18 protein-coding genes and 1 pseudogene are annotated in these 17,134 nt (G+C 60.7%); 4 read left to right on the forward strand and 15 right to left on the reverse strand.

All coding sequences use genetic code 11. The annotated features are described in order from the left end of the window. Positions 1-16: 16 nt before the first annotated feature. From PFEN_RS10775 to PFEN_RS10795, 5 genes are all read right to left on the reverse strand, one after another. The gene (locus PFEN_RS10775) at positions 17-841 is read right to left on the reverse strand and encodes an amidohydrolase family protein (protein ID WP_224770939.1); all 825 of its coding nucleotides are present in this window, start codon (positions 839-841) and stop codon (positions 17-19) included. Positions 842-894: 53 nt separating this feature from the next. Continuing rightward, a complete protein-coding gene (locus PFEN_RS10780) occupies positions 895-1,713 on the reverse strand; it encodes an SDR family NAD(P)-dependent oxidoreductase (protein ID WP_191486812.1) in 819 nt (272 codons plus the stop codon). 10 nt (positions 1,714-1,723) lie between these two features. Then, positions 1,724-2,284: a carboxymuconolactone decarboxylase family protein gene (locus PFEN_RS10785; RefSeq protein ID WP_191486813.1), complete on the reverse strand. Its 561-nt coding sequence runs from the start codon at positions 2,282-2,284 to the stop codon at positions 1,724-1,726. A gap of 14 nt (positions 2,285-2,298) precedes the next feature. Next, positions 2,299-3,624, reverse strand: a complete 1,326-nt coding sequence (locus PFEN_RS10790) for a cation:dicarboxylate symporter family transporter (protein WP_191486814.1) — start codon at positions 3,622-3,624, stop codon at positions 2,299-2,301. Positions 3,625-3,698: 74 nt separating this feature from the next. Then, a complete protein-coding gene (locus tag PFEN_RS10795; protein WP_191486815.1) occupies positions 3,699-4,343 on the reverse strand; it encodes a DUF4286 family protein in 645 nt (214 codons plus the stop codon). A gap of 131 nt (positions 4,344-4,474) precedes the next feature. On the opposite strand from PFEN_RS10795, the gene PFEN_RS10800 reads away from it, so the two are divergent. From PFEN_RS10800 to PFEN_RS31415, 4 genes and pseudogenes are all read left to right on the forward strand, one after another. Next, positions 4,475-5,392, forward strand: a complete 918-nt coding sequence (locus PFEN_RS10800; protein WP_191486816.1) for a LysR family transcriptional regulator — start codon at positions 4,475-4,477, stop codon at positions 5,390-5,392. Between the two features lie 477 nt (positions 5,393-5,869). After that, complete coding sequence (locus PFEN_RS10805) at positions 5,870-7,165, forward strand: MFS transporter (RefSeq protein WP_191486817.1); 1,296 nt, start codon at positions 5,870-5,872, stop codon at positions 7,163-7,165. A 211-nt stretch (positions 7,166-7,376) separates the two neighbouring features. Continuing rightward, positions 7,377-8,108: pseudogene (locus tag PFEN_RS31410) on the forward strand (cache domain-containing protein); the annotation flags it as partial. Between the two features lie 102 nt (positions 8,109-8,210). Then, positions 8,211-8,966 carry a methyl-accepting chemotaxis protein gene (locus PFEN_RS31415; protein ID WP_412071423.1) on the forward strand — a complete coding sequence of 252 codons (756 nt, stop codon included), beginning with the start codon at positions 8,211-8,213 and terminating at the stop codon, positions 8,964-8,966. Between the two features lie 120 nt (positions 8,967-9,086). Here the strand turns inward: PFEN_RS31415 and PFEN_RS10815 are convergent, their stop codons facing one another. The 10 genes from PFEN_RS10815 to PFEN_RS10860 form a co-directional block, all read right to left on the reverse strand. After that, positions 9,087-9,911: a DUF4198 domain-containing protein gene (locus PFEN_RS10815; protein WP_191486819.1), complete on the reverse strand. Its 825-nt coding sequence runs from the start codon at positions 9,909-9,911 to the stop codon at positions 9,087-9,089. An 8-nt stretch (positions 9,912-9,919) separates the two neighbouring features. Beyond that, entirely contained in the window at positions 9,920-10,243 is a 324-nt protein-coding gene (locus tag PFEN_RS10820; RefSeq protein ID WP_191486820.1) for a hypothetical protein, read from the reverse strand. Positions 10,244-10,272: 29 nt separating this feature from the next. Next, positions 10,273-11,079, reverse strand: coding sequence for a metal ABC transporter solute-binding protein, Zn/Mn family (locus PFEN_RS10825; RefSeq protein ID WP_224770941.1), 807 nt, complete (start codon positions 11,077-11,079; stop codon positions 10,273-10,275). A 203-nt stretch (positions 11,080-11,282) separates the two neighbouring features. Continuing rightward, positions 11,283-12,188: a metal ABC transporter permease gene (locus PFEN_RS10830; protein ID WP_191486821.1), complete on the reverse strand. Its 906-nt coding sequence runs from the start codon at positions 12,186-12,188 to the stop codon at positions 11,283-11,285. After that, on the reverse strand, positions 12,185-12,883 hold the full coding sequence (locus tag PFEN_RS10835; RefSeq protein ID WP_191486822.1) for a metal ABC transporter ATP-binding protein: 699 nt from the start codon (positions 12,881-12,883) through the stop codon (positions 12,185-12,187). Before PFEN_RS10835 ends, PFEN_RS10830 begins: the two co-directional genes overlap by 4 nt. Further along, positions 12,880-13,812 (reverse strand): metal ABC transporter solute-binding protein, Zn/Mn family, encoded by a 933-nt coding sequence (locus tag PFEN_RS10840; protein ID WP_191486823.1) that lies wholly within the window; start codon positions 13,810-13,812, stop codon positions 12,880-12,882. Before PFEN_RS10840 ends, PFEN_RS10835 begins: the two co-directional genes overlap by 4 nt. Next, positions 13,809-14,702, reverse strand: a complete 894-nt coding sequence (locus PFEN_RS10845; RefSeq protein WP_412071414.1) for a DUF6162 family protein — start codon at positions 14,700-14,702, stop codon at positions 13,809-13,811. Before PFEN_RS10845 ends, PFEN_RS10840 begins: the two co-directional genes overlap by 4 nt. Continuing rightward, entirely contained in the window at positions 14,594-15,082 is a 489-nt protein-coding gene (locus tag PFEN_RS10850) for a DUF6644 family protein (RefSeq protein WP_191486825.1), read from the reverse strand. The genes PFEN_RS10845 and PFEN_RS10850 overlap by 109 nt, the downstream gene beginning before the upstream one ends. A 32-nt stretch (positions 15,083-15,114) precedes the next feature. Further along, positions 15,115-15,603 carry a DUF6644 family protein gene (locus PFEN_RS10855; RefSeq protein WP_191486826.1) on the reverse strand — a complete coding sequence of 163 codons (489 nt, stop codon included), beginning with the start codon at positions 15,601-15,603 and terminating at the stop codon, positions 15,115-15,117. Positions 15,604-15,624: 21 nt separating this feature from the next. Further along, positions 15,625-17,133, reverse strand: a complete 1,509-nt coding sequence (locus PFEN_RS10860; protein ID WP_191486827.1) for an alpha/beta hydrolase domain-containing protein — start codon at positions 17,131-17,133, stop codon at positions 15,625-15,627. Position 17,134: the final 1 nt, after the last annotated feature.

Genomic DNA, 17,134 nt, shown 5'->3' on the forward strand with positions numbered 1-17,134 from the left:
CTCCAGAAGGTCGGCTTCAGCGATACAGGGTGTTTGGATTGGTGACCAGAACCGCCTGCGCTACCGCGGGGTCGGCACAGGTCTGGAGCACGAAGTCCAGCAACAGAGCGTCGTCGGGTACCTCGCCCTTGACGTTCGGATGGGGCCAGTCGGAACCCCAGATCGTCCTGTCCGGGGCACATTCGAGAAAGCGCCGAGCCCAGGACAGACCTTGTGGCCAAGGGCCGGCGGCGCCTTGCATGGCGCGGTCGATGCCCGACACCTTGATCCAGCGGTCCGCTCGTTTCAGATGCTGTTCCAGCGCCTTGAGCGGGGCCGCTTCGATCGGTTGGCTCAGGTCCAGGCGCGCCATATGGTCGATGACCAGTGGTGTATGCAAGGTTTTCCAGGCGTCGAGCACGGGCAGCAAAACGTCGATTTCACCGTGCAGGAGTACGTGCCAACCCAAGGGGGCAACGCGTTCGGCAAGTCGGCGCAGATACTCCGGGTCACGGTTGCCGGGAAGGTGTCCCATCAAGTTGAAACGGATGCCTCGCAGCCCGCCATCATGCAGGGCCTGGAGCTGATCATCGGTGGTGCTGTCGTCGATCAAGCCAATGCCCCGATATCGCCCGTTGCTGGCGGCAATGGCAGAAAGGATGGCGCCATGGTCGGTGCCATAGGGCGCGGCCTGCACCAGCACCCCGTGTTCGATACCCAAGCTTCGATGCAGCTCAAGCAACGCCTCGAACGGCGCGGGCGCTGGGTGGTAGGCGGCGTTGGCCGGCAGCGGGAATTGATCCCACGGGCCGTAGATGTGGGTATGGCAGTCCCACGCGCCTGCTGGAAGGAGTGTGTGCATGGTCATCAGCTCGAATCAGGAAAAGCCCTGCCCATCAAGGCCGGGCGGGCAGATCAGTCACAGCGGGCGGTCATGCCGCCATCGACGACGATTTCGGTACCGGTCACGAAACGCGATTCGTCGCTGGCCAGAAACAGCGCCGCGTTGGCGGTATCCCGGCCATCGCCCATGAAGCCCAGGGGAATTCGTGCCAGGCGGCTGTCGAGCAGCTTGTCGATGTCGCCACCGGTACGTTGCCCGGCCAGGCGTACTTCCACCATCGGGGTATGCAATTGGCCGGGGACGACGGTGTTCACGCGGATGCCTTTCTTGGCGTATTCGACCGCTGTCACTCGCGATAGCTGAATCACCCCGGCCTTGCTGGCGGCATAGGCCACTTGGGCCGAACCGGTCCAGCGAATGCCGGAAGTCGAGGCGGTGTTGATGATCGAGCCACTGCCCTGAGCTTCCATGATCGGCAGTACATGCTTGCACGTCAGGTAGACGCTCTTGAGGTTCAAGGCGATCTGTGCGTCCCATTTGTCCTCGTCCAGCGCCACGGCACCGCCGGCTGAAGAGCCACCGACGTTATTGACCAGAATGTCCACCCGCCCGTAGGTCTCCTTGCAGGTGGCAACCATCGCGGCGACGGATTCACTGTTGGTGACGTCGCAGGCGAGCGACACGACGTCCCCGCCGATGTCCTTGATGCGGCGGATGGTTTCTTCCATGGCATCGAGGTTCTTGTCGACCGCGAAGATTTTCGCGCCGGCCTGGGCGAACAGCACCGCCACGGCGCGCCCATTGCCCCAGCCAGGCCCTACGCAGCCGGCGCCAGTGACGATGGCCACTTTGCCTTGCAGGCGGGTGTTCGAAGTGTTTAGTTCAGTCATGCTTGCATCCTCAGGAAAGGTGGGTGGGAAGTTCAGCGGCCACGCCAGCCGGTGGCGGTACCTCGAACACCTTGATGGTCATGGAAATCAGCGTGTAGTAGCCGGCGATGCCTACCAGGTCGACCACGGCGGTTTCGCCCAGTACGCGGCTGATGTCCTGATACAGCGGGTCGTCGATCTGGCGTGTGTCATGCAACTGGCGGATGAAGGCGTACACCAGCGCTTCGTCTTCGTGCTCGAAAACCGGCTGCCGGTCATCGCGAATGGCGTCGATCACGGCCGGGGACAGACCGGCCTCCAGGGCGAATGGCTTATGCGCGGCCCACTCGTACTCCGCCAGCCAGTGGCGGCCGAGCAGCAGGATGGCCAGCTCCGACAGGCGTGGCTCCAGGCTACTGTCGTAACGGCAGTAACGACCAAGGCTTTGTGCGCATTGGGCCAGCTCCGGGCGATGCAGCCAGATGGCGAGTGGCCCGCGCACGCCTTTGCGCGGGCCGCTCGCGATGGCGTCGTAGATAACTCGCTGGGCTTGATTCAGATGGTCGGGGTCTATCGCTTTCAAACGACTCATGGTCGGCGTCCTGATCAAAGATTCTGGGAGTGTGGCTGGCGATTTGCGCTGGGCGGCTCGCTGGGCTCGGACGGCGCGCGCAGCAGGCTTTTACCGGCACTGCGCCCCGTCTCGCGTTTGAAAGCCTCGACATCGAAGGCGCCTTCCCAGCGAGCGATGGCGTACACGGCAATGGTGTTGCCGATGATGTTCACCAGGGCGGTGGCCGTGGCCATCATCCGGTCAATGCCAAACAACAGGCCCAGGCCACCCAAGGGCAGGCTTTGCACCGATTGCAGGGTCGCCGCCAGTTTGATGAAGGCGCCGCCGGCCACCGTGGTCCCGCCCTTTGAGGTCAGGCTGAGAATCGCCAGCAGGCCGAGCTGTTGCCAGATCGAAAAGGGCGTGTCGGTGGCCTGGGCAATGAAGCCGATGGCGACGGCCATGTAGATGGAGGTACCGTCCAGGTTGAAGCTGTAGCCGGCGGGGAGCACAAAACCGACCACCACCTCGTCACAGCCAGTACGCTTGAGTTTTTCCAGCAGTCTCGGGAAGGCCACTTCACCGGAGGCGGTACCCAGCACCAGCAGTATTTCTTCGCGAATCACTTTCAGGACGGTCCAGAACGGCAGGCCAATCGACCAACTGATGGTTCCCAGTACACCGAACACGAAGAACAGCGAGGCTGCGTAATAGACGCCAATCAACTTCAGAAGGTAGAGCAGCGTGGCCCCGCCGTAACTGCCCACCGCCGCGGCCATGGCACCAAAGGCCCCCAGCGGCGCCAGTTTCATGATGAACCCGAGCATCTTGAACAACACGCTTTGGGCTTCGTCGATCCCCTTGACGATCAACGAGTCAGGCCCGGCGACGCGGTTGATCGCCATCCCGGCCAGCATCGAAATAATCAGCACCTGGATGATGTCTCCCTTGGCGAAGGCATCGACCAAGGTGTGCGGGATAAGGCCTAGCAGGTAGTCGATCACCGAAATACTGCCGGCGCTCGCGGTCGCCTTGATGGCTTCTGCCGATTCGTTGAGGTTGCCAGCATGCAACCCGGCACCGGGCTGAATCAGGTTGACCAAGACCAGGCCGACGACCATGCCCAAGGTACTGATCACTTCAAAGTACAGCAGCGATTTCATGCCCAGGCGGCCCAGCTTGCGCATGTCCTTGACGTGCGCGAGGCCGTGCACCAGGGTGAAAAACACGATGGGCGCGAGCATCATCTTCAGCAGAGCGATAAATGCCTGGCCGAGGGGTTTCATGGCGATCGCCCAACTGGGTGCCAGTAGCCCCAGCAACACGGCCGCGACCAGCGCGACCAGGACTTGTACATGCAGCTTCTTCAAATGTTTCATCGGTAATCCTCGCCCTGGTGGGCGTCATTATTTTTGTATGCGGGCACAGGTTGTTCGGATGGCTCTCCAGGCGATCAGCGGCAGTAGGGGAGGTAGAGATTGAACTGCGTACAACCGACATTGAGTGGTCGCCGCATGGCATCCAGGGCACTTGACGCAATGCGATAGTCGAAGCTTGCAATCAGAGACAGGCTGCGTCCCCGGTCAACCGGGGGCGCCAGGTTTTCACCCCACTGCAGCGTCAATACGCCAGCTATCGTGTTGATCTGGGCATCAACGGCGCTGATGAAGCTTTCCATGTCGATGTGGGCGGGCATGTTCCAGCTCATTAACAGGAGGGCGGCGGCCTGGCCAGGGCGACGCGTTTCGGCGCGGGTCCTGAGTACGATCCGCTGACGACCAACGGTTCTGGGCAAGATGCGACGGCTCCAGGGTGTGGAGCGTGCGCCCGAGACACTCAGGTACTGCGCAGTGTTCAACACCTCTTCGTTCTCAAGCTCGTAGAGCGCCAGATAGCGTGGCCAGCCTTCGCTACACACCCAGCGCTGGCCGTCGAGAAAACCCGGCAGCGCGAGGCGCTGTGGGAAGTGCTCGGTGTCGTACCAGTCGTTGAACTCCTCCTCCTGAGAAGAGGGGGGTTGCATCAGCACAAGCAACAGCGCGCCGTTCATGATGCGCTTGTCGAGAGTGGGCAGGGCGGCACGACTGAAATCAGGCATTTGGAGTTCTTCATTGTTGTTCTCCTATTTGTGTTCAGCATAGAGAACCCTAAAAAACTAGACAAAAACCTTTTATTGATAGCAATCTATGCTTTAAAAGCATGGGGTTCAGGGCTGTGGATATTCGAGAGTTGCGCACGTTCGTTCAGGTGGCACATGCGGGCAGCTTCAGCCGCGCGGCGCGCGATCTGTATATCGCCCAGCCGGCGCTTAGCCGTCAGATCGCCAAGCTTGAAGACCAGCTCAATGTCACGTTGCTGACCCGTCATGGTCGAGGTGTCGAGTTGACGGCGGCGGGTGCGCGGCTGTTGGAGCGCGCTGAAATGATGCTCCACTACCTGCAGGAAACCACCGATCACGTGCGTAACAGTGCCCAGGAGGAGCGCGGGCATCTGGCAATCGGCCTTCCCCCGGCGATCGGCGCGGTAATCGGCCCGCAACTGATCAGGAGCTTTCGCGAACTGTGGCCCAAGGCTTCGTTGCATGTGCGCGAAGGGCTCAGCAGCTCCTTGCAGGAGTGGGTACTGGATGGGCGGGTGGACCTGGCGGTGGTCTATAACCAACCGCTGCTTGAGGCCTTTGAAGTGCGCCCGCTGTTCAGCGAGCCGATGGTGGTAGTCGGCCCCGTCGGCGAGCCGGCCCGTGCGTTTCGTATCCATGATTTTGCGGATCTGCCGTTGATCATGCCAAGCCTGCCGCACAGTAACCGACGCTTGGTCGAACAGGCGGCGGTGCAGAGTGGCGTCCGGCTTAAGATTGAAGTGGAAGTGGACAGCGTGGATCTGACCAAGCGCCTGGTTCAGGCCGGGCTCGGCTACTCGATCCTGGCCAACGCGGCGGTGCAGGATGAAATCGCACAGAAAAAACTGGTCGCCCACTCCATCGAGCGCCCCGCCATTCGTTCCACCGTGACCTTGACCACGCTGCGTGAGCGTCGCACCAGCCGGCTGGCCGCCAGCTGGGAGACGCTGTTGATCACCCACCTGAAGTTTCTGGTGACTCAGGGGGCCTGGAAGGACGCGGCTGTCTGGCTGGCGCCTGACGAGTGATCAGGGGTTCTACCTCTATCCTCGACCTTGCCAGTCGCTGATTGCTCAGCCTCCTTTCACCTGGCCGGTGGCGGGTGTATCGGCGTACACACGCTTTGCAAACTCGGCAATGGCATGGGCCATTTCTCGCGGCCGTTCGGGCGCCATGGCGTGTCCGGCTCCCGGTAGAGTCCGGGCCTCGACCCGATCACCCAGCATCGACTTCAGAGTATTGGGTATAACCACTGCATCATTGCTGCCCTGAAGGTCGAGGATCGGTACGCTGGCGCCCGCCGACCAATACAGGTCGATGGGGTTGCATCGCGGGCCTGCGCTTTGTGTTCGGCATCATCGGCAAGGAAGATTGAAAGGCGCTGTCACGCTCCGGGATATGCTCCGTTGGCATGAGTACGTATGGCCTAAAGGTCTTGGTCGGGAGCAACGCTGCTGGCATATCCTCGGCCGCGTTGAATCTCAAAAAACAATAACGGAAGACTCATGACAACAATGACCAGCCCGCAGGACCGCCTGTGCAGCGACGTGGAGTCGAGTGCTTGCCGCAAGGCGGCAATACGCTTGATCCCACTGTTGGCCATCGCTTATTTCGTCAACTACCTGGATCGCACCAACATCGGTTTTGCCGCCCTGACGATGAATCAGGATCTGGGCTTGAGCGCCTCTCAATTCGGCTTTGCCGCGGGTGTTTTCTACATCGGTTACTGCCTGTTCGAAGTCCCCAGCAACCTGGCGCTGTATCGGTTTGGCGCTCGCCGTTGGATGGCACGCATCATGATCACCTGGGGCCTTTGTGCGGCCGCCACGGCGCTTGCCCAAGGGCCGATCAGCTATGCCGTGATTCGTCTGCTGGCCGGCATCGCGGAGGCCGGCTTCTTTCCCGGTGTGATCTTTTTCCTGTCGCTGTGGTTCCCCGCGCATTACCGCACCCGGATGATGGCCTGGTTTCTGTTTGCGATTCCCATGTCGTCCGTTTTGGGCGGGCCCCTGTCGGCGGCCATGCTGGCAATGGATGGCTGGCTGGGCGTGGCTGGCTGGCAATGGCTTCTGGTGCTGCAAGGCTTGCCGGCTTGTGTCCTGGGTGTGCTGTGCTTGAAGATCCTGTCCGACCGCCCCGCTGAGGCTCAATGGCTGACCCCGCAAGAGCGGATTGTGTTGCAGGCAGCGCTCGATGCCGAGCATCAGCAGCGCAGCAGCCTGAACTTTCGCCAGGCGCTCAAGGACGTGCGCGTCTGGCTACTGGCGGCGATCCTGTTCAGTTACATCATCGGCATATTGGGCATTGGCGTCTGGTTACCGCAGATCCTGAAAAGTCACGACTTGAGCACGATGCAGATTGGCTTCGTCTCCTCGGTTCCCTATCTGGTGGCCAGCGTCGCCATGTTGCTTTGGGCCAAGGTGTTGGCACGCAAGCGGCGCTATATCAAACATCTGGCCATCACCTGCGGGGTCGGCGCCGCTGGGTTCCTTTTTTCGGTTATCTACAGTGATTTACTGCCGGCCTTGATTGGCTTGACTGTCGCCCTGATCGGGCTGAGTTCGGTACGCACCTGTTTTTACAGTATTCCGGCCACTTTCCTGAGCAAGGAGGCAGCCGCTGGCGGCATTGCCTTCATCAATGCGGTCGGCAGTCTCGGCGGGCTGGTAGGGCCTTATGGTGTCGGCTGGCTCAAGGATGTTACCCATTCATTCACCGCTGGCCTGTTGGGCATGGCCGGTATGTTGTGTCTGGCCGCTGTGTTGACTTGTATCTTGCGTGTCATCGTCAAAGAGGCCTGACGACGAAATGGCGAGTCTCCAGACCGCCTGACTGCCCCACGATGACAAGTAGGTCATCGTTTTTGCTCCGACCGGTCTTTAACGATCTATCACCCCAATGAAAACAAAGAGTGAGCATCCCATGCGCCTAAGTCTGAAGGCCAAAGTTCTGTCCATCGCAGTATTACCGGTTCTACTGTTTGCACTGGTGATCAGTCTGACGACAGTTCTGATGCTCCAACAGCAGGCGAAAAAAGAGCTTGAAGAGACTCGGCAACGCCTGCTTGGAGAAGCCCGGTTGACGTTGAAGAATTACGTCGAAGTGGCGCTCACCACGATCAAACCTCTATACGACGCTGCCTCCCCAGGCGACCAGGCCGCACGCGCCGAGGTGATTAAACTGCTATCAAGCATCACCTATGGCAAGGACGGTTATTTCTTCGGTTTCGACTCCGAGACCATTCGCTTGTTCAAGGGCAGCAGCCCGGATGGCGTGGGCCAAAGCTTCAAGGACAACCGCGATTCCAACGGCGTGTACGTCAACCGAGAGTTGGTGAGCGCCGCCAAGGCCGGTAGTCATTATGTGCAGTATGACGCGGCACAACCTGGCAGCGATGTCAGGGTAGCGAAATTGGGCTACAGCGAGTACCTGCCTAAATGGGACATGATTATTGGCTCGTCGATCAATATCGAGGGTATCGACGCTCAGGTGGCGGCGGTGGAAGCCAGGGTGCACCAGCGTACTCGGGACGTACTGCTGAGCATTCTGGGGATCGCGCTGCTGCTGTTGGGGGGGATTGCCGTTGTGGGCGTGCTGATGGCCAACGCGATGCTGCGGCCGCTGAATCTGATGAAAGCCAATCTGGATGACATCGCGGCGGGCGAGGGTGACCTGACCCGTCGCCTGGCGATTACCAGTCAGGATGAGTTGGGTGAGCTGGCGGGCTCGTTCAACCGCTTTGTCGACAAGATCCACGGCCTGGTTCGCCAGATCGCCGAGATGACGACGCAACTGACCGGGTTGGTCAGCCAGGTGTCCGATCAGGCCCATCGTTCGGAACAGGCCATGGAGCGTCAGCGTCACGAGACCGATCAGGTGGCCACCGCCATCAACCAGATGTCCTCGGCGGCGCAGGAGGTGGCCCGCAGTGCCCAGGGCGCCGCGGTGGCTGCCCAGCAGACCGACGAAGAGGGGCAGGCCGCCAAGCGGGTGGTGGACGGCAGCATCCGGCAGATTCATGCCTTGGTCAGCGATATCCGCGCCAGCGGCGTCTCACTGGACAGTTTGCAGACGGACGTCTCGTCGATTGTCAGCGTACTGGATGTGATCCGCTCGATCGCCGAGCAGACCAACCTGTTGGCGCTCAACGCGGCCATCGAAGCCGCCCGGGCCGGTGAGGCCGGCCGTGGTTTCGCGGTGGTGGCCGACGAGGTGCGGGCGCTGGCTAGCCGAACCCAGCAGAGCACCCAGGAAATCCAGGGGATGATCGACCGTTTGCAGCAGGGTACGCATAAAGCCGTGGAAGCCATGCGACGCTCCAGCGATGCCGGCGACGGCACGTCGGCCCAGGCCAATGAAGCCGGTGTCTCGTTGGACACCATGGCGCAACTGATCGGCACCATCAATTCGATGAACGCGCAGATTGCCAGCGCCGCGGAAGAGCAAACAGCCGTAGCCGAAGAGATCAACCGCAGCGTGCATCAAATCGCCGTGGCGGTGGACAACGTGGCCGATGAGACCCAATTGGGGGCTCAGACGTCTCGCAGCCTGGCGGACCTCGGGCAGCGGTTGGGCCTGCTGGTGGGGCAGTTCCGGATCTGATGCCCGCCTGGCGAAGGCCTGTCATGTGGTAGGGCCAGAACCTACCGGCGCCGATTTCATGCTGTGCTTCCCGCTCTGGTCCGAGCCATCAAGGCGCTGACGTCTGCGCCGTTGCTTGTGTTATTTCATATCTCTGGCCTGCACCCACAGCACTGCGTCTTGTGACAGGGGCTTGCCCTTATGGGTTTTCTGGGTACCGATGTTGAGTGCCGCGATTCCCCACCAGCCGGCACGGGGCAGGCCGATGGTCACGACGCCCTGCGCGTCCGCGTAGGTGCTGAGCGTTTTGAAAGCAGCTTGAGGTGCCGATACATAGTCTTGTTGGCCGAAGGCGTTTTTCTCGACATCAACGGAATGGTTGAGGTATTCGATTTCGATCTCGGCGAACGGAACAGGTTTGCCGTCGGCCAGCACCAAGGCCCGGAATACACCACCTGTCCAGTTTGCATACGGCTTGTTGAGTGGCTGGATCTCCACCGGTAACCCCTGCGGCTCTGCCCAGTCGCCGGGTACTCCGCCCACGTTGACGATCAGCTTGGTGAACTGTTGGATGTAGACGTCTTCCCCAGTTTCCAGGTAGGGCTCAGGTTCCAGTATGAAAATATGGTCACCCAGTGAGCGTACCAACTCCCGTGGAATCGACGCACGATAGGCGGTCGCTCGGTTATCGCGACTCTGCCACTGGACAGGGCGCAAGTATTTGCGCAGATCGAGTCTTTCCCCACCGTGCGAGCTGACTTGGCTGAACGCGCGAGGCTCATCCATGACCAAGGTCGGACCGCCGGAAAAGGGGTGCGTGAATACTAGCGCGAACTCCAGTTGTTCCGCGCGCTGCAGCGCCGTTTCATTGATGTAGAGCATTTGAAAGTGGGCTTGTGCCACGCTGGTCAAGCAGGTGAGCGTAGCTGCGGCAAGGGCTTGGAGTGTTCGTCGTCTGGCCGGCATGATCGATTTCACCTTGAAATGTCGGAGGACTGGATGGTGCTTTCATGACCCTCTCCGCCGAGGAATATCACGGAGTAAATCCCCGTTGGGGCCTGGAAGGTATAGGTGTTGTCCTTGCCGACGTCGCCTTCTAGCAAGACCTTGTTGCTCATGTCTCGGACAAGGATTTTTCTGCCGGCTGCCGAGCTGCCGTCGGTGAAACCGGCCTCGCACTTCACCCAGTCATCGTGCTCGATGTAACAGTCGAATACAGGGCCATGGGCGAACGCCGCCTGGCAGAAAAAAACGGCGCCCGCCATCAGTATCCCGTGTGCTGAACCTATGGGTTTCATAAGGTCTTGGATCTCCACAGCCGAGGTGATCATTTAAGCGGCGACTGAACATCGCCATGTGTAGAGGTGGTGCCTGTACTGGTTTTGTCAGGCGCTGGAAAGGCCGCCACCAAGGCATCCAGGTTCGAGCGCAACAGGGCGTCGTACCCGGTGGCCGGGTCGGCGAGTATTCCCGGATTGCCCGTATCCAGTAGCAGCAAGCGTGCGCCACCGTCCTGAATGGCCTTGGCGATCTGTTCATTGGGTGCCCACTTGTGGACCACCACGTGGATGTCATGCTCGCGCAGGTACAGGGTCAGTGCAGCGCGGTCGGCGTCGCTCCAGTCGACGTCCTGTTGCACGAACCAGCCGTCGACAAAGACGCCGAATTCGCCGAACAGGTAGATGAACTCGTCGGCCAACGACAGCACGCGCATGTCCGGCAGTGCCATCATCCGAGTGCCGTAGTCAGCCTTTAGCTGGCGCAATTGACTCTTGAGTATCGCGAGGTTGCTCTTTATCCGAGGCGCATCAGAGGGCGACAGGCGTGCCAGGTCGGCGGCGATAAGTGCCGACATACGCATGGCATTGACGGGACTGAGCCAGGCGTAGGTCGACAGGCCGCCATCGACCTTATCCGCTCTGGCCCAGGGTACGTCGTTCGACGGCACGCGGACCACGGCAACGCCGGGTTTGATGGTGTCCCGTGAGCGCGTGGCGTCGATCTCGACAATCCGCAGATTGTGTCGACGAGCCGTCGCGTATAGCGGGTCCGCACGCCAGAGATTGCCCATGGTCACCACGGCTTCGGCTTGCTGGAACACGGCGGGGTCCAGGCGCAAAAGCGCGTTGGCCATACTTTCCATGGGCACGGGAGCGCCCGGCGGTAGGCGGACGGCCTCAATGTTGGTGCCTTTGCTGAGCGCCGAAGTGAGCGCGTACACAGCTGGCAACGCAACGAGCACTCGCTGCCGGCCGGCGTCGGCCGTGGCGCAAAGCTGGGTACCCAGCAGCAGTGCCAACACCACCAGCCAAGATCTGCGTGATATGCAAAGCCATTTCATACGCTGGCCCCTCTGAATCGCGATGAGGTCGCGCGGATGACGGTGGTCGTGACGAACACCAGCGCGGCAACCAGGACGATTGCGCCACCGGTCGGCACGGGGATGTGAAATTGCATGGGGGCAAGGATGCCAACCATGCAGGAAAAAGTCGCAATCAGAATCGCAAGCGTGACGAGCCCTGGGAGTGACCGGGTAACGTTACGTGCGGCCGCGGCAGGTATCAGCAAAAGGGCTTCGACGAGCACCGCGCCAATGATTTTCAGGCAGGCTACCGTCACCAGCGTGACCAACACGACGAACAGGTACTCGACGCTGCGCACCGACACGCCCCGCGCATGGGCCAGGCTCGGGTTCAGGCTGGACAGCAACATGCCGTTGTACAGGGGCAACCCGATAAGCGCGCAAATGGCTGTCACGCCAAGTAGTACGTTCATGTCGGTGTGGTCTACGGCGAGAATGGAACCGAACAACACGCTTTCCATCACGTGGGTGTTGATCTTCGCTGACACGAACAACAGCAACGATGCCCCGACCGCCAGCGAGATGGACAAGAACACGCCGATCAGTGTGTCATTGGACAGCGTCGTTCGGTGTTGGGTGTACTTCAGCGTCAGGGCGAACAGCAGGCAGAAGCCAAACATTGACAGGTAAGGGGAGGTATAGGACTCGCCGACCAGCACGCCAATGGCAACGCCAGTCATCGCCGCATTGCCCACTGATTGGCTGAAGAAAGCCATACGCTTGATCATCACCATCGAGCTCAGCACCCCTAGCAACGGCCCGATGAGCACCGCACACATCAATGCATTGATCACGAACTCGTATTCAAACGGTTGCGGCAGCACGTGACCCGCGGCGAGCGCCTGAAGGTGGTCGCGAATGAAATCGTACAAGGTATTCATCGAATATCCTCCAGTCGGCAGTCGATCTGATCGGCGCAGCCATGAAACAGTACCCGTTGGTTGATAACGGTTACGGACTGCGCGATACGCTTGACCTGTTCGAGGTCATGGTTGATCCAGAGGACGGTGACGCCGCGGTCGTGAAGCTCGGCCACAAGCGCCTCCACCAGTCGCACACCTGTTTCGTCGATACCAGCGGTCGGTTCATCGAGGATCAGCAGGCGCGGTGTCGGACTGATCGCTTGGGCAAGCAGTACGCGCTGGCGCTGCCCACCGGACAGGCTGCCAAACGGTTTTGCGCCCATCCCAGCTACGCCAGTGCGCTTCAGCGCCTCGGCGTTAGCGGCTTTGTCGAAGCGGCTTGAGCCTAGAAAGGCCGGCCTGCGTTGACCGAGAAGGGCCATCACATTGTTGACTGTCATTGGCACGTTACGGTCGAAGTCCAGTAACTGCGGGACATACCCCACTGGCCGTAAGTCCTCACCCTCGAACCGGATGACTCCTGAATGCGGCATCTGGCCCAGCAGTGCGCGCACGAGTGACGTCTTGCCTCCGCCGTTCGGGCCTACCAGGCAGTGGAGCGCACCTGCTTCCACCCGAAAGCTCACCTCGTCGAGTACCTGCGTACCCCCCAGTTGCAATGAGACGCTATCGAACACCACGGCAGGCCCTCGCATCGCTTGTTCCTCCTTCATTGCTGGGTAAATTCAACGGCTTCGGCCAAGGTCTCGAGGTTTTCGCGCATGGCCACCTCAAATTCGTCCGCACTGTAGGTGCTACCGGTGATGTGAGACAGCGTGAAGACCTTCACGCCGGTGGCTGCCTCGATGGGCTTGGCCAAGTCCATGGCAAAGTTCTTTTCAGCGAAAAGCACCCGTACATTGGCCTTTCTGATGGTGTCGATGGTGGTGGCCAACTGGCGCGCGGTCGGTGCCACGCCGTGACGTGGCTCAATGACCGCGGTCACGAACAGGCCGAACTCCTGCATCATGTAGTCGTAGCCTCCGTGCGTCGTCGCGCAACGGAACGTAGATAGATCCAGTGCGGCAAAGCGGGTCATGAAATCTGCCCTGAGTGCCCGGATCCGACCCGCATACTCCAGCGCGTTGTGTCGATACGCCTGGGCGTTTTCCGGGTCCAGTTCCCCCAGCCGGCGGGCGATCTCGAAAACCTGTTGTATCGCTGCCGTGGTGGAGACAAAGGTATGCGGATTGACAACCTTGATGCCGTCCTGGTCGCCGCCGATGGGAATGAGAGCAACCGAGGCGTTGGCCTGGATGATCGGTAGCGTCTGCCGACGACCGGCGGCCTTGATGATCTCGAAGGCCCATTCATCGTGTCCGATGCCGTTGACCACCAGGACGTCGATATTCATCGCGCGGGTGATGTCGTCGGGCTGCGGCTGGTAATTGTGCGGATTCGCCTCCGCCGGAATGAGCCCAACAACCTCGGCCCGATCACCGACGATGTTTGCCACAAAGCTGTAGTAGGGGTGCAGTGTGACGCCGATTTTGAGCTTCTTGCCTACCGGGTGTTCCGGGCTGGCGAATGCGATCGCGGGTATGAGCAACAGCAACGCAAGGCATCGACGCAAGAGTACGCGGTGTTTTCTGAGGGCATTCACGGCAGGGTTCCTTTTACGCGTTCGATTTCGCTGGTGCCGTCGTAAGGGATGACCTGGCGCCAGCCTTCGCCGACCAGCCACTCGGCCTTGACGATGACCGGGTAGGGCGCGTTCGGGTTGGAGTGGACCCAGATCGTCGCCTGGTTTGCCCACATCACACCGGCATGCGCGTGTCCAATGACGAGCAGGTAGGCGCTCTGGCCCGGCACGCTGCCGCCGGTTCCGTAGTAGACCGTGGCGCCCTGGCCCTGCGTGGCTTGCGATACTTTGCTCGGGCCTTGCTCCGTCGGGGCCACGGCGGCGTCGGAATGTCCGTCGGTGTCGGAGTGCGGGTCGGTGGGGAGGGCATGGGACAGGTGGGTGCCAGGCAGAATCAGTTGCCAGTACACCTTGCCATTGGCCTTCCAGAACGCGTCTCTGTAGAAGGGCGGCAGCAAAAGCTCCTGGGCACGCTCCAGGGTGATCCAACCGCCGGTATCGTTGTTGTTCCAGATGATTTCTTCGCCGGCAGGCAACAGCGCGCTATGGATGGCCTGATCGACGCTATTCAGGCCGTCGAAAGAGCGAACCTGCCAGCTCAAGGGGGTCGGTGGGCCGACCTTCTGAGGCCGTAGCATCAAATAACCGGTCACGCTGGCGATGACTAGTATTGCCGCAAGCAGCATTGCCAGCGATTCCCATCCGCCTGAGAGCGGGCGCACCACCATGGATGTGCCGTTTGCACGTTCGCTGGGCGCGCTTGCGCCGAGCGCGCGGCGCCGGCGTGGCGATAGGCGAGCCATCAGAGAAACGCAATCCAGCGGCCCAGGAATATCACGCCGGCCCACAACGCCAACGAGCTGAGCCCCGCGACACGAGCCTGGCTGGGAGGCGGTAGCGTCGTATCCCATTCGCTGATCCGGCGAAAGGCGCCCAGATGGAATATCCCCATGTTGAGCCCCGCCAGCAGCAACAGGCCCATCTTCAACAAGAACGCGTTATTTTGCGCATAACTGGTGCCATTGGCGCAGAACATGAGCAGGCCGGTGATTACGCACATCACGAAAGCGACCCAGGTGTATGGCAGTAAATCCTGGATCAGCTTCAGCGCGCCGCGGCGATGGGAGGCGACGCCAAGCAGGCGCAAATCCACGACGGCGATGGTTCCGTAGACGATGGCGATGCCGATCACATGCACCGATTCAAGGGTTGGAAAAGCCGCGCCTGACTCGCGGATGAAAGTCGCGACAGCGGTGTCCTGGAGGGTTTGCAGCAGGGGTTGAATATCCATGGTGAATACCTGAGAGCTTTCGTTGAAAACGCTTAGATCGTGTAGGCGATCCAGCGACCGCAGATGATCACGACGCACCACAACCCGATTGACAGCCAGGCAAATGCCTTGACGGGGCTAGGCTCGCCTTCGCTTTGTGCATCGCCGGCAGGGCGCAGCAGCGGACGTCGGAGCACCCAGGTCAAGATGAACGCTGTCACCACCAGGGCCATCTTCAGCCAGAACGTCGAATTGACGAGGACGCGATCAGGCTCTGCGATGATCATGATCAACCCGGTACAGAGCAGGACGATCAGTGCATTGCGCATCCACGGGTAGTAACGGCGTACGACGCCTCGCAAGGGCTCGTCGCTGGCGAGCACGCCGGCCAGTCTCAGATCGGAGATGACCGCTGAGCCGAAGAGCACGGTAATGGCGATGATATGAATGCTCTGGACGGTCGGTATGATCCACAGGATGTCCCTGATGGCAGTGCTCAGCGGTGATGCGTAGATCCAGGCAATGATGAGTGAAGATGACATCGGCTTTTCTTCCACAGTGAGTTAGAAGTCTTGAGGTGTTGCGATAGAGCGCAGGCCCGCCGCATCCTCTGGCAGCAAGTACCCTTCCTTGATCGAAACGGCTTTGGCGTCTTCGAATTTCTGTGCATAGCGGCTGAAGTTTCCATAGCGCTGGCCCAGCACTTCCTTCGAGTAAGGCACCTTGGTGTCGTAGATCAGCCCGCAGCCGGTCTCCTGGTCAGTGAGGTAGGTGGCACTGGGCACCTGGATCCACGGCGGGCGTACTCCGCCTTGCAGGTTGCCGGTAGCTGGCTCGCGGGCGGCGGTCTTGCCATCACGCACGACCCGAGGTGCGTTCGGCATGGGTTTGCCCTCGCGTACCCATTGGTCCAGGCGATCGAGCAGCGCCGAGACGACCAATTCCACTGGCTCGTCATACAGCGTCCGGCATCGCGGGTCGCTGCCCTTGCCGATGTCGGCGGCGAGCTGTTCGGTGTGCTCCGTGCCGAGGTCGGCCAGGCGCAGATGGGGCATGCCGGTCACTTCGTAGTAGCGAACCCGCGGGTTGTCGGTGTCCGGGGGCAGGGGGATGTCTTCGATCACGTCGTGCATCAGTTCGGACTGGCTGTAGACGGTCACGAACGGCACGCCTTCGGGCATTTGACGCGGCAGTCGGATCACGTCGCCGCCCACTTCTCCGTAGGCCATGCGACCGGTCATGTAGGCATCGATCAGCGGCGTTGCGTCGGGCATGCGCCATTGCTGGTGACGTCCCTGGTCGAGATAGTCCATCCAGACTTGCGCGGTGACGGCCCAGCTATTGACATAGACGCGTTGCACGTCGAGGCCGGCCAACGGGCTTTGCGCCGTATTGGTTTTCAGCAATAACGCCAGTTGTGCGCCGATGCCCTGGGACTGTGGTGCGAAGGGATCGGGAGCTTTACCGCGGGTGAAGTGTTCCGGGTCGTAATAGGTGCCCAGCGGCGCATAGCGTGCAAAGTCGAAGCGGCGCATGAATTCGAAGTTCACGATCCGTCCGTATTGAGCGATCTGCTCGGCCTCGGCCGCCGGGGTGTCGGAGATGAACTTGGGATCGACTGGCGGCTTGTTCACATTCAGCGTGTATCCGACGTACGCGTAGCCGCGACGCAGCAGATAGTCGCGGGTCAGGATCCATCCCGCACCGCGCTCGCCGAACCAGCTGAACGGCTCAATCACCACCGTGCCATTGAAGCGCGCGGGATCGGCCGGTTTGCGCACCAGAATGCGGGTGGTATAAGGCGCTTCCAACAGGGTTTTGCCAGCGGCGGTAATGGCCGGGGCGATGCCTTGCAGGTAAAACTCTTCCTCGATGTAGCCGTACTGGTCGAGGTCGCTGTATTCGGTACCCGGACGTTTCGCCGACGACAGTGGCGGCTTGTCGGAGGACGGCACAGCAATGGCCGTGGGCATGCGCGGCACCTCTGCGAACGTGTTCGACGCGAGGAGCAGCGACAGCACGACGCTTTGCAATGTGGGCCACAGGATACTGATGGGGGTCAGGCGTTCCATT

The sequence above is a fragment of the Pseudomonas sp. FEN genome, assembly GCF_904067045.1.
GTDB lineage: Bacteria > Pseudomonadota > Gammaproteobacteria > Pseudomonadales > Pseudomonadaceae > Aquipseudomonas.

Excerpts from the sequence above, each read along its gene's own strand:
- PFEN_RS10775 (WP_224770939.1), bottom strand. The coding sequence starts at position 841 with ATGCACACACTCCTTCCAGCAGGCGCGTGGGACTGCCATACCCACATC.
- PFEN_RS10780 (WP_191486812.1), bottom strand. The coding sequence starts at position 1,713 with ATGACTGAACTAAACACTTCGAACACCCGCCTGCAAGGCAAAGTGGCC.
- PFEN_RS10785 (WP_191486813.1), bottom strand. The coding sequence starts at position 2,284 with ATGAGTCGTTTGAAAGCGATAGACCCCGACCATCTGAATCAAGCCCAG.
- PFEN_RS10790 (WP_191486814.1), bottom strand. The coding sequence starts at position 3,624 with ATGAAACATTTGAAGAAGCTGCATGTACAAGTCCTGGTCGCGCTGGTC.
- PFEN_RS10795 (WP_191486815.1), bottom strand. The coding sequence starts at position 4,343 with ATGCCTGATTTCAGTCGTGCCGCCCTGCCCACTCTCGACAAGCGCATC.
- PFEN_RS10805 (WP_191486817.1), top strand. The coding sequence starts at position 5,870 with ATGACAACAATGACCAGCCCGCAGGACCGCCTGTGCAGCGACGTGGAG.
- PFEN_RS31415 (WP_412071423.1), top strand. The coding sequence starts at position 8,211 with ATGGAGCGTCAGCGTCACGAGACCGATCAGGTGGCCACCGCCATCAAC.
- PFEN_RS10815 (WP_191486819.1), bottom strand. The coding sequence starts at position 9,911 with ATGCCGGCCAGACGACGAACACTCCAAGCCCTTGCCGCAGCTACGCTC.
- PFEN_RS10820 (WP_191486820.1), bottom strand. The coding sequence starts at position 10,243 with ATGAAACCCATAGGTTCAGCACACGGGATACTGATGGCGGGCGCCGTT.
- PFEN_RS10825 (WP_224770941.1), bottom strand. The coding sequence starts at position 11,079 with ATGGCCAACGCGCTTTTGCGCCTGGACCCCGCCGTGTTCCAGCAAGCC.
- PFEN_RS10830 (WP_191486821.1), bottom strand. The coding sequence starts at position 12,188 with ATGAATACCTTGTACGATTTCATTCGCGACCACCTTCAGGCGCTCGCC.
- PFEN_RS10835 (WP_191486822.1), bottom strand. The coding sequence starts at position 12,883 with ATGAAGGAGGAACAAGCGATGCGAGGGCCTGCCGTGGTGTTCGATAGC.
- PFEN_RS10845 (WP_412071414.1), bottom strand. The coding sequence starts at position 14,702 with ATGGGATACGACGCTACCGCCTCCCAGCCAGGCTCGTGTCGCGGGGCT.
- PFEN_RS10850 (WP_191486825.1), bottom strand. The coding sequence starts at position 15,082 with ATGGATATTCAACCCCTGCTGCAAACCCTCCAGGACACCGCTGTCGCG.
- PFEN_RS10855 (WP_191486826.1), bottom strand. The coding sequence starts at position 15,603 with ATGTCATCTTCACTCATCATTGCCTGGATCTACGCATCACCGCTGAGC.
- PFEN_RS10860 (WP_191486827.1), bottom strand. The coding sequence starts at position 17,133 with ATGGAACGCCTGACCCCCATCAGTATCCTGTGGCCCACATTGCAAAGC.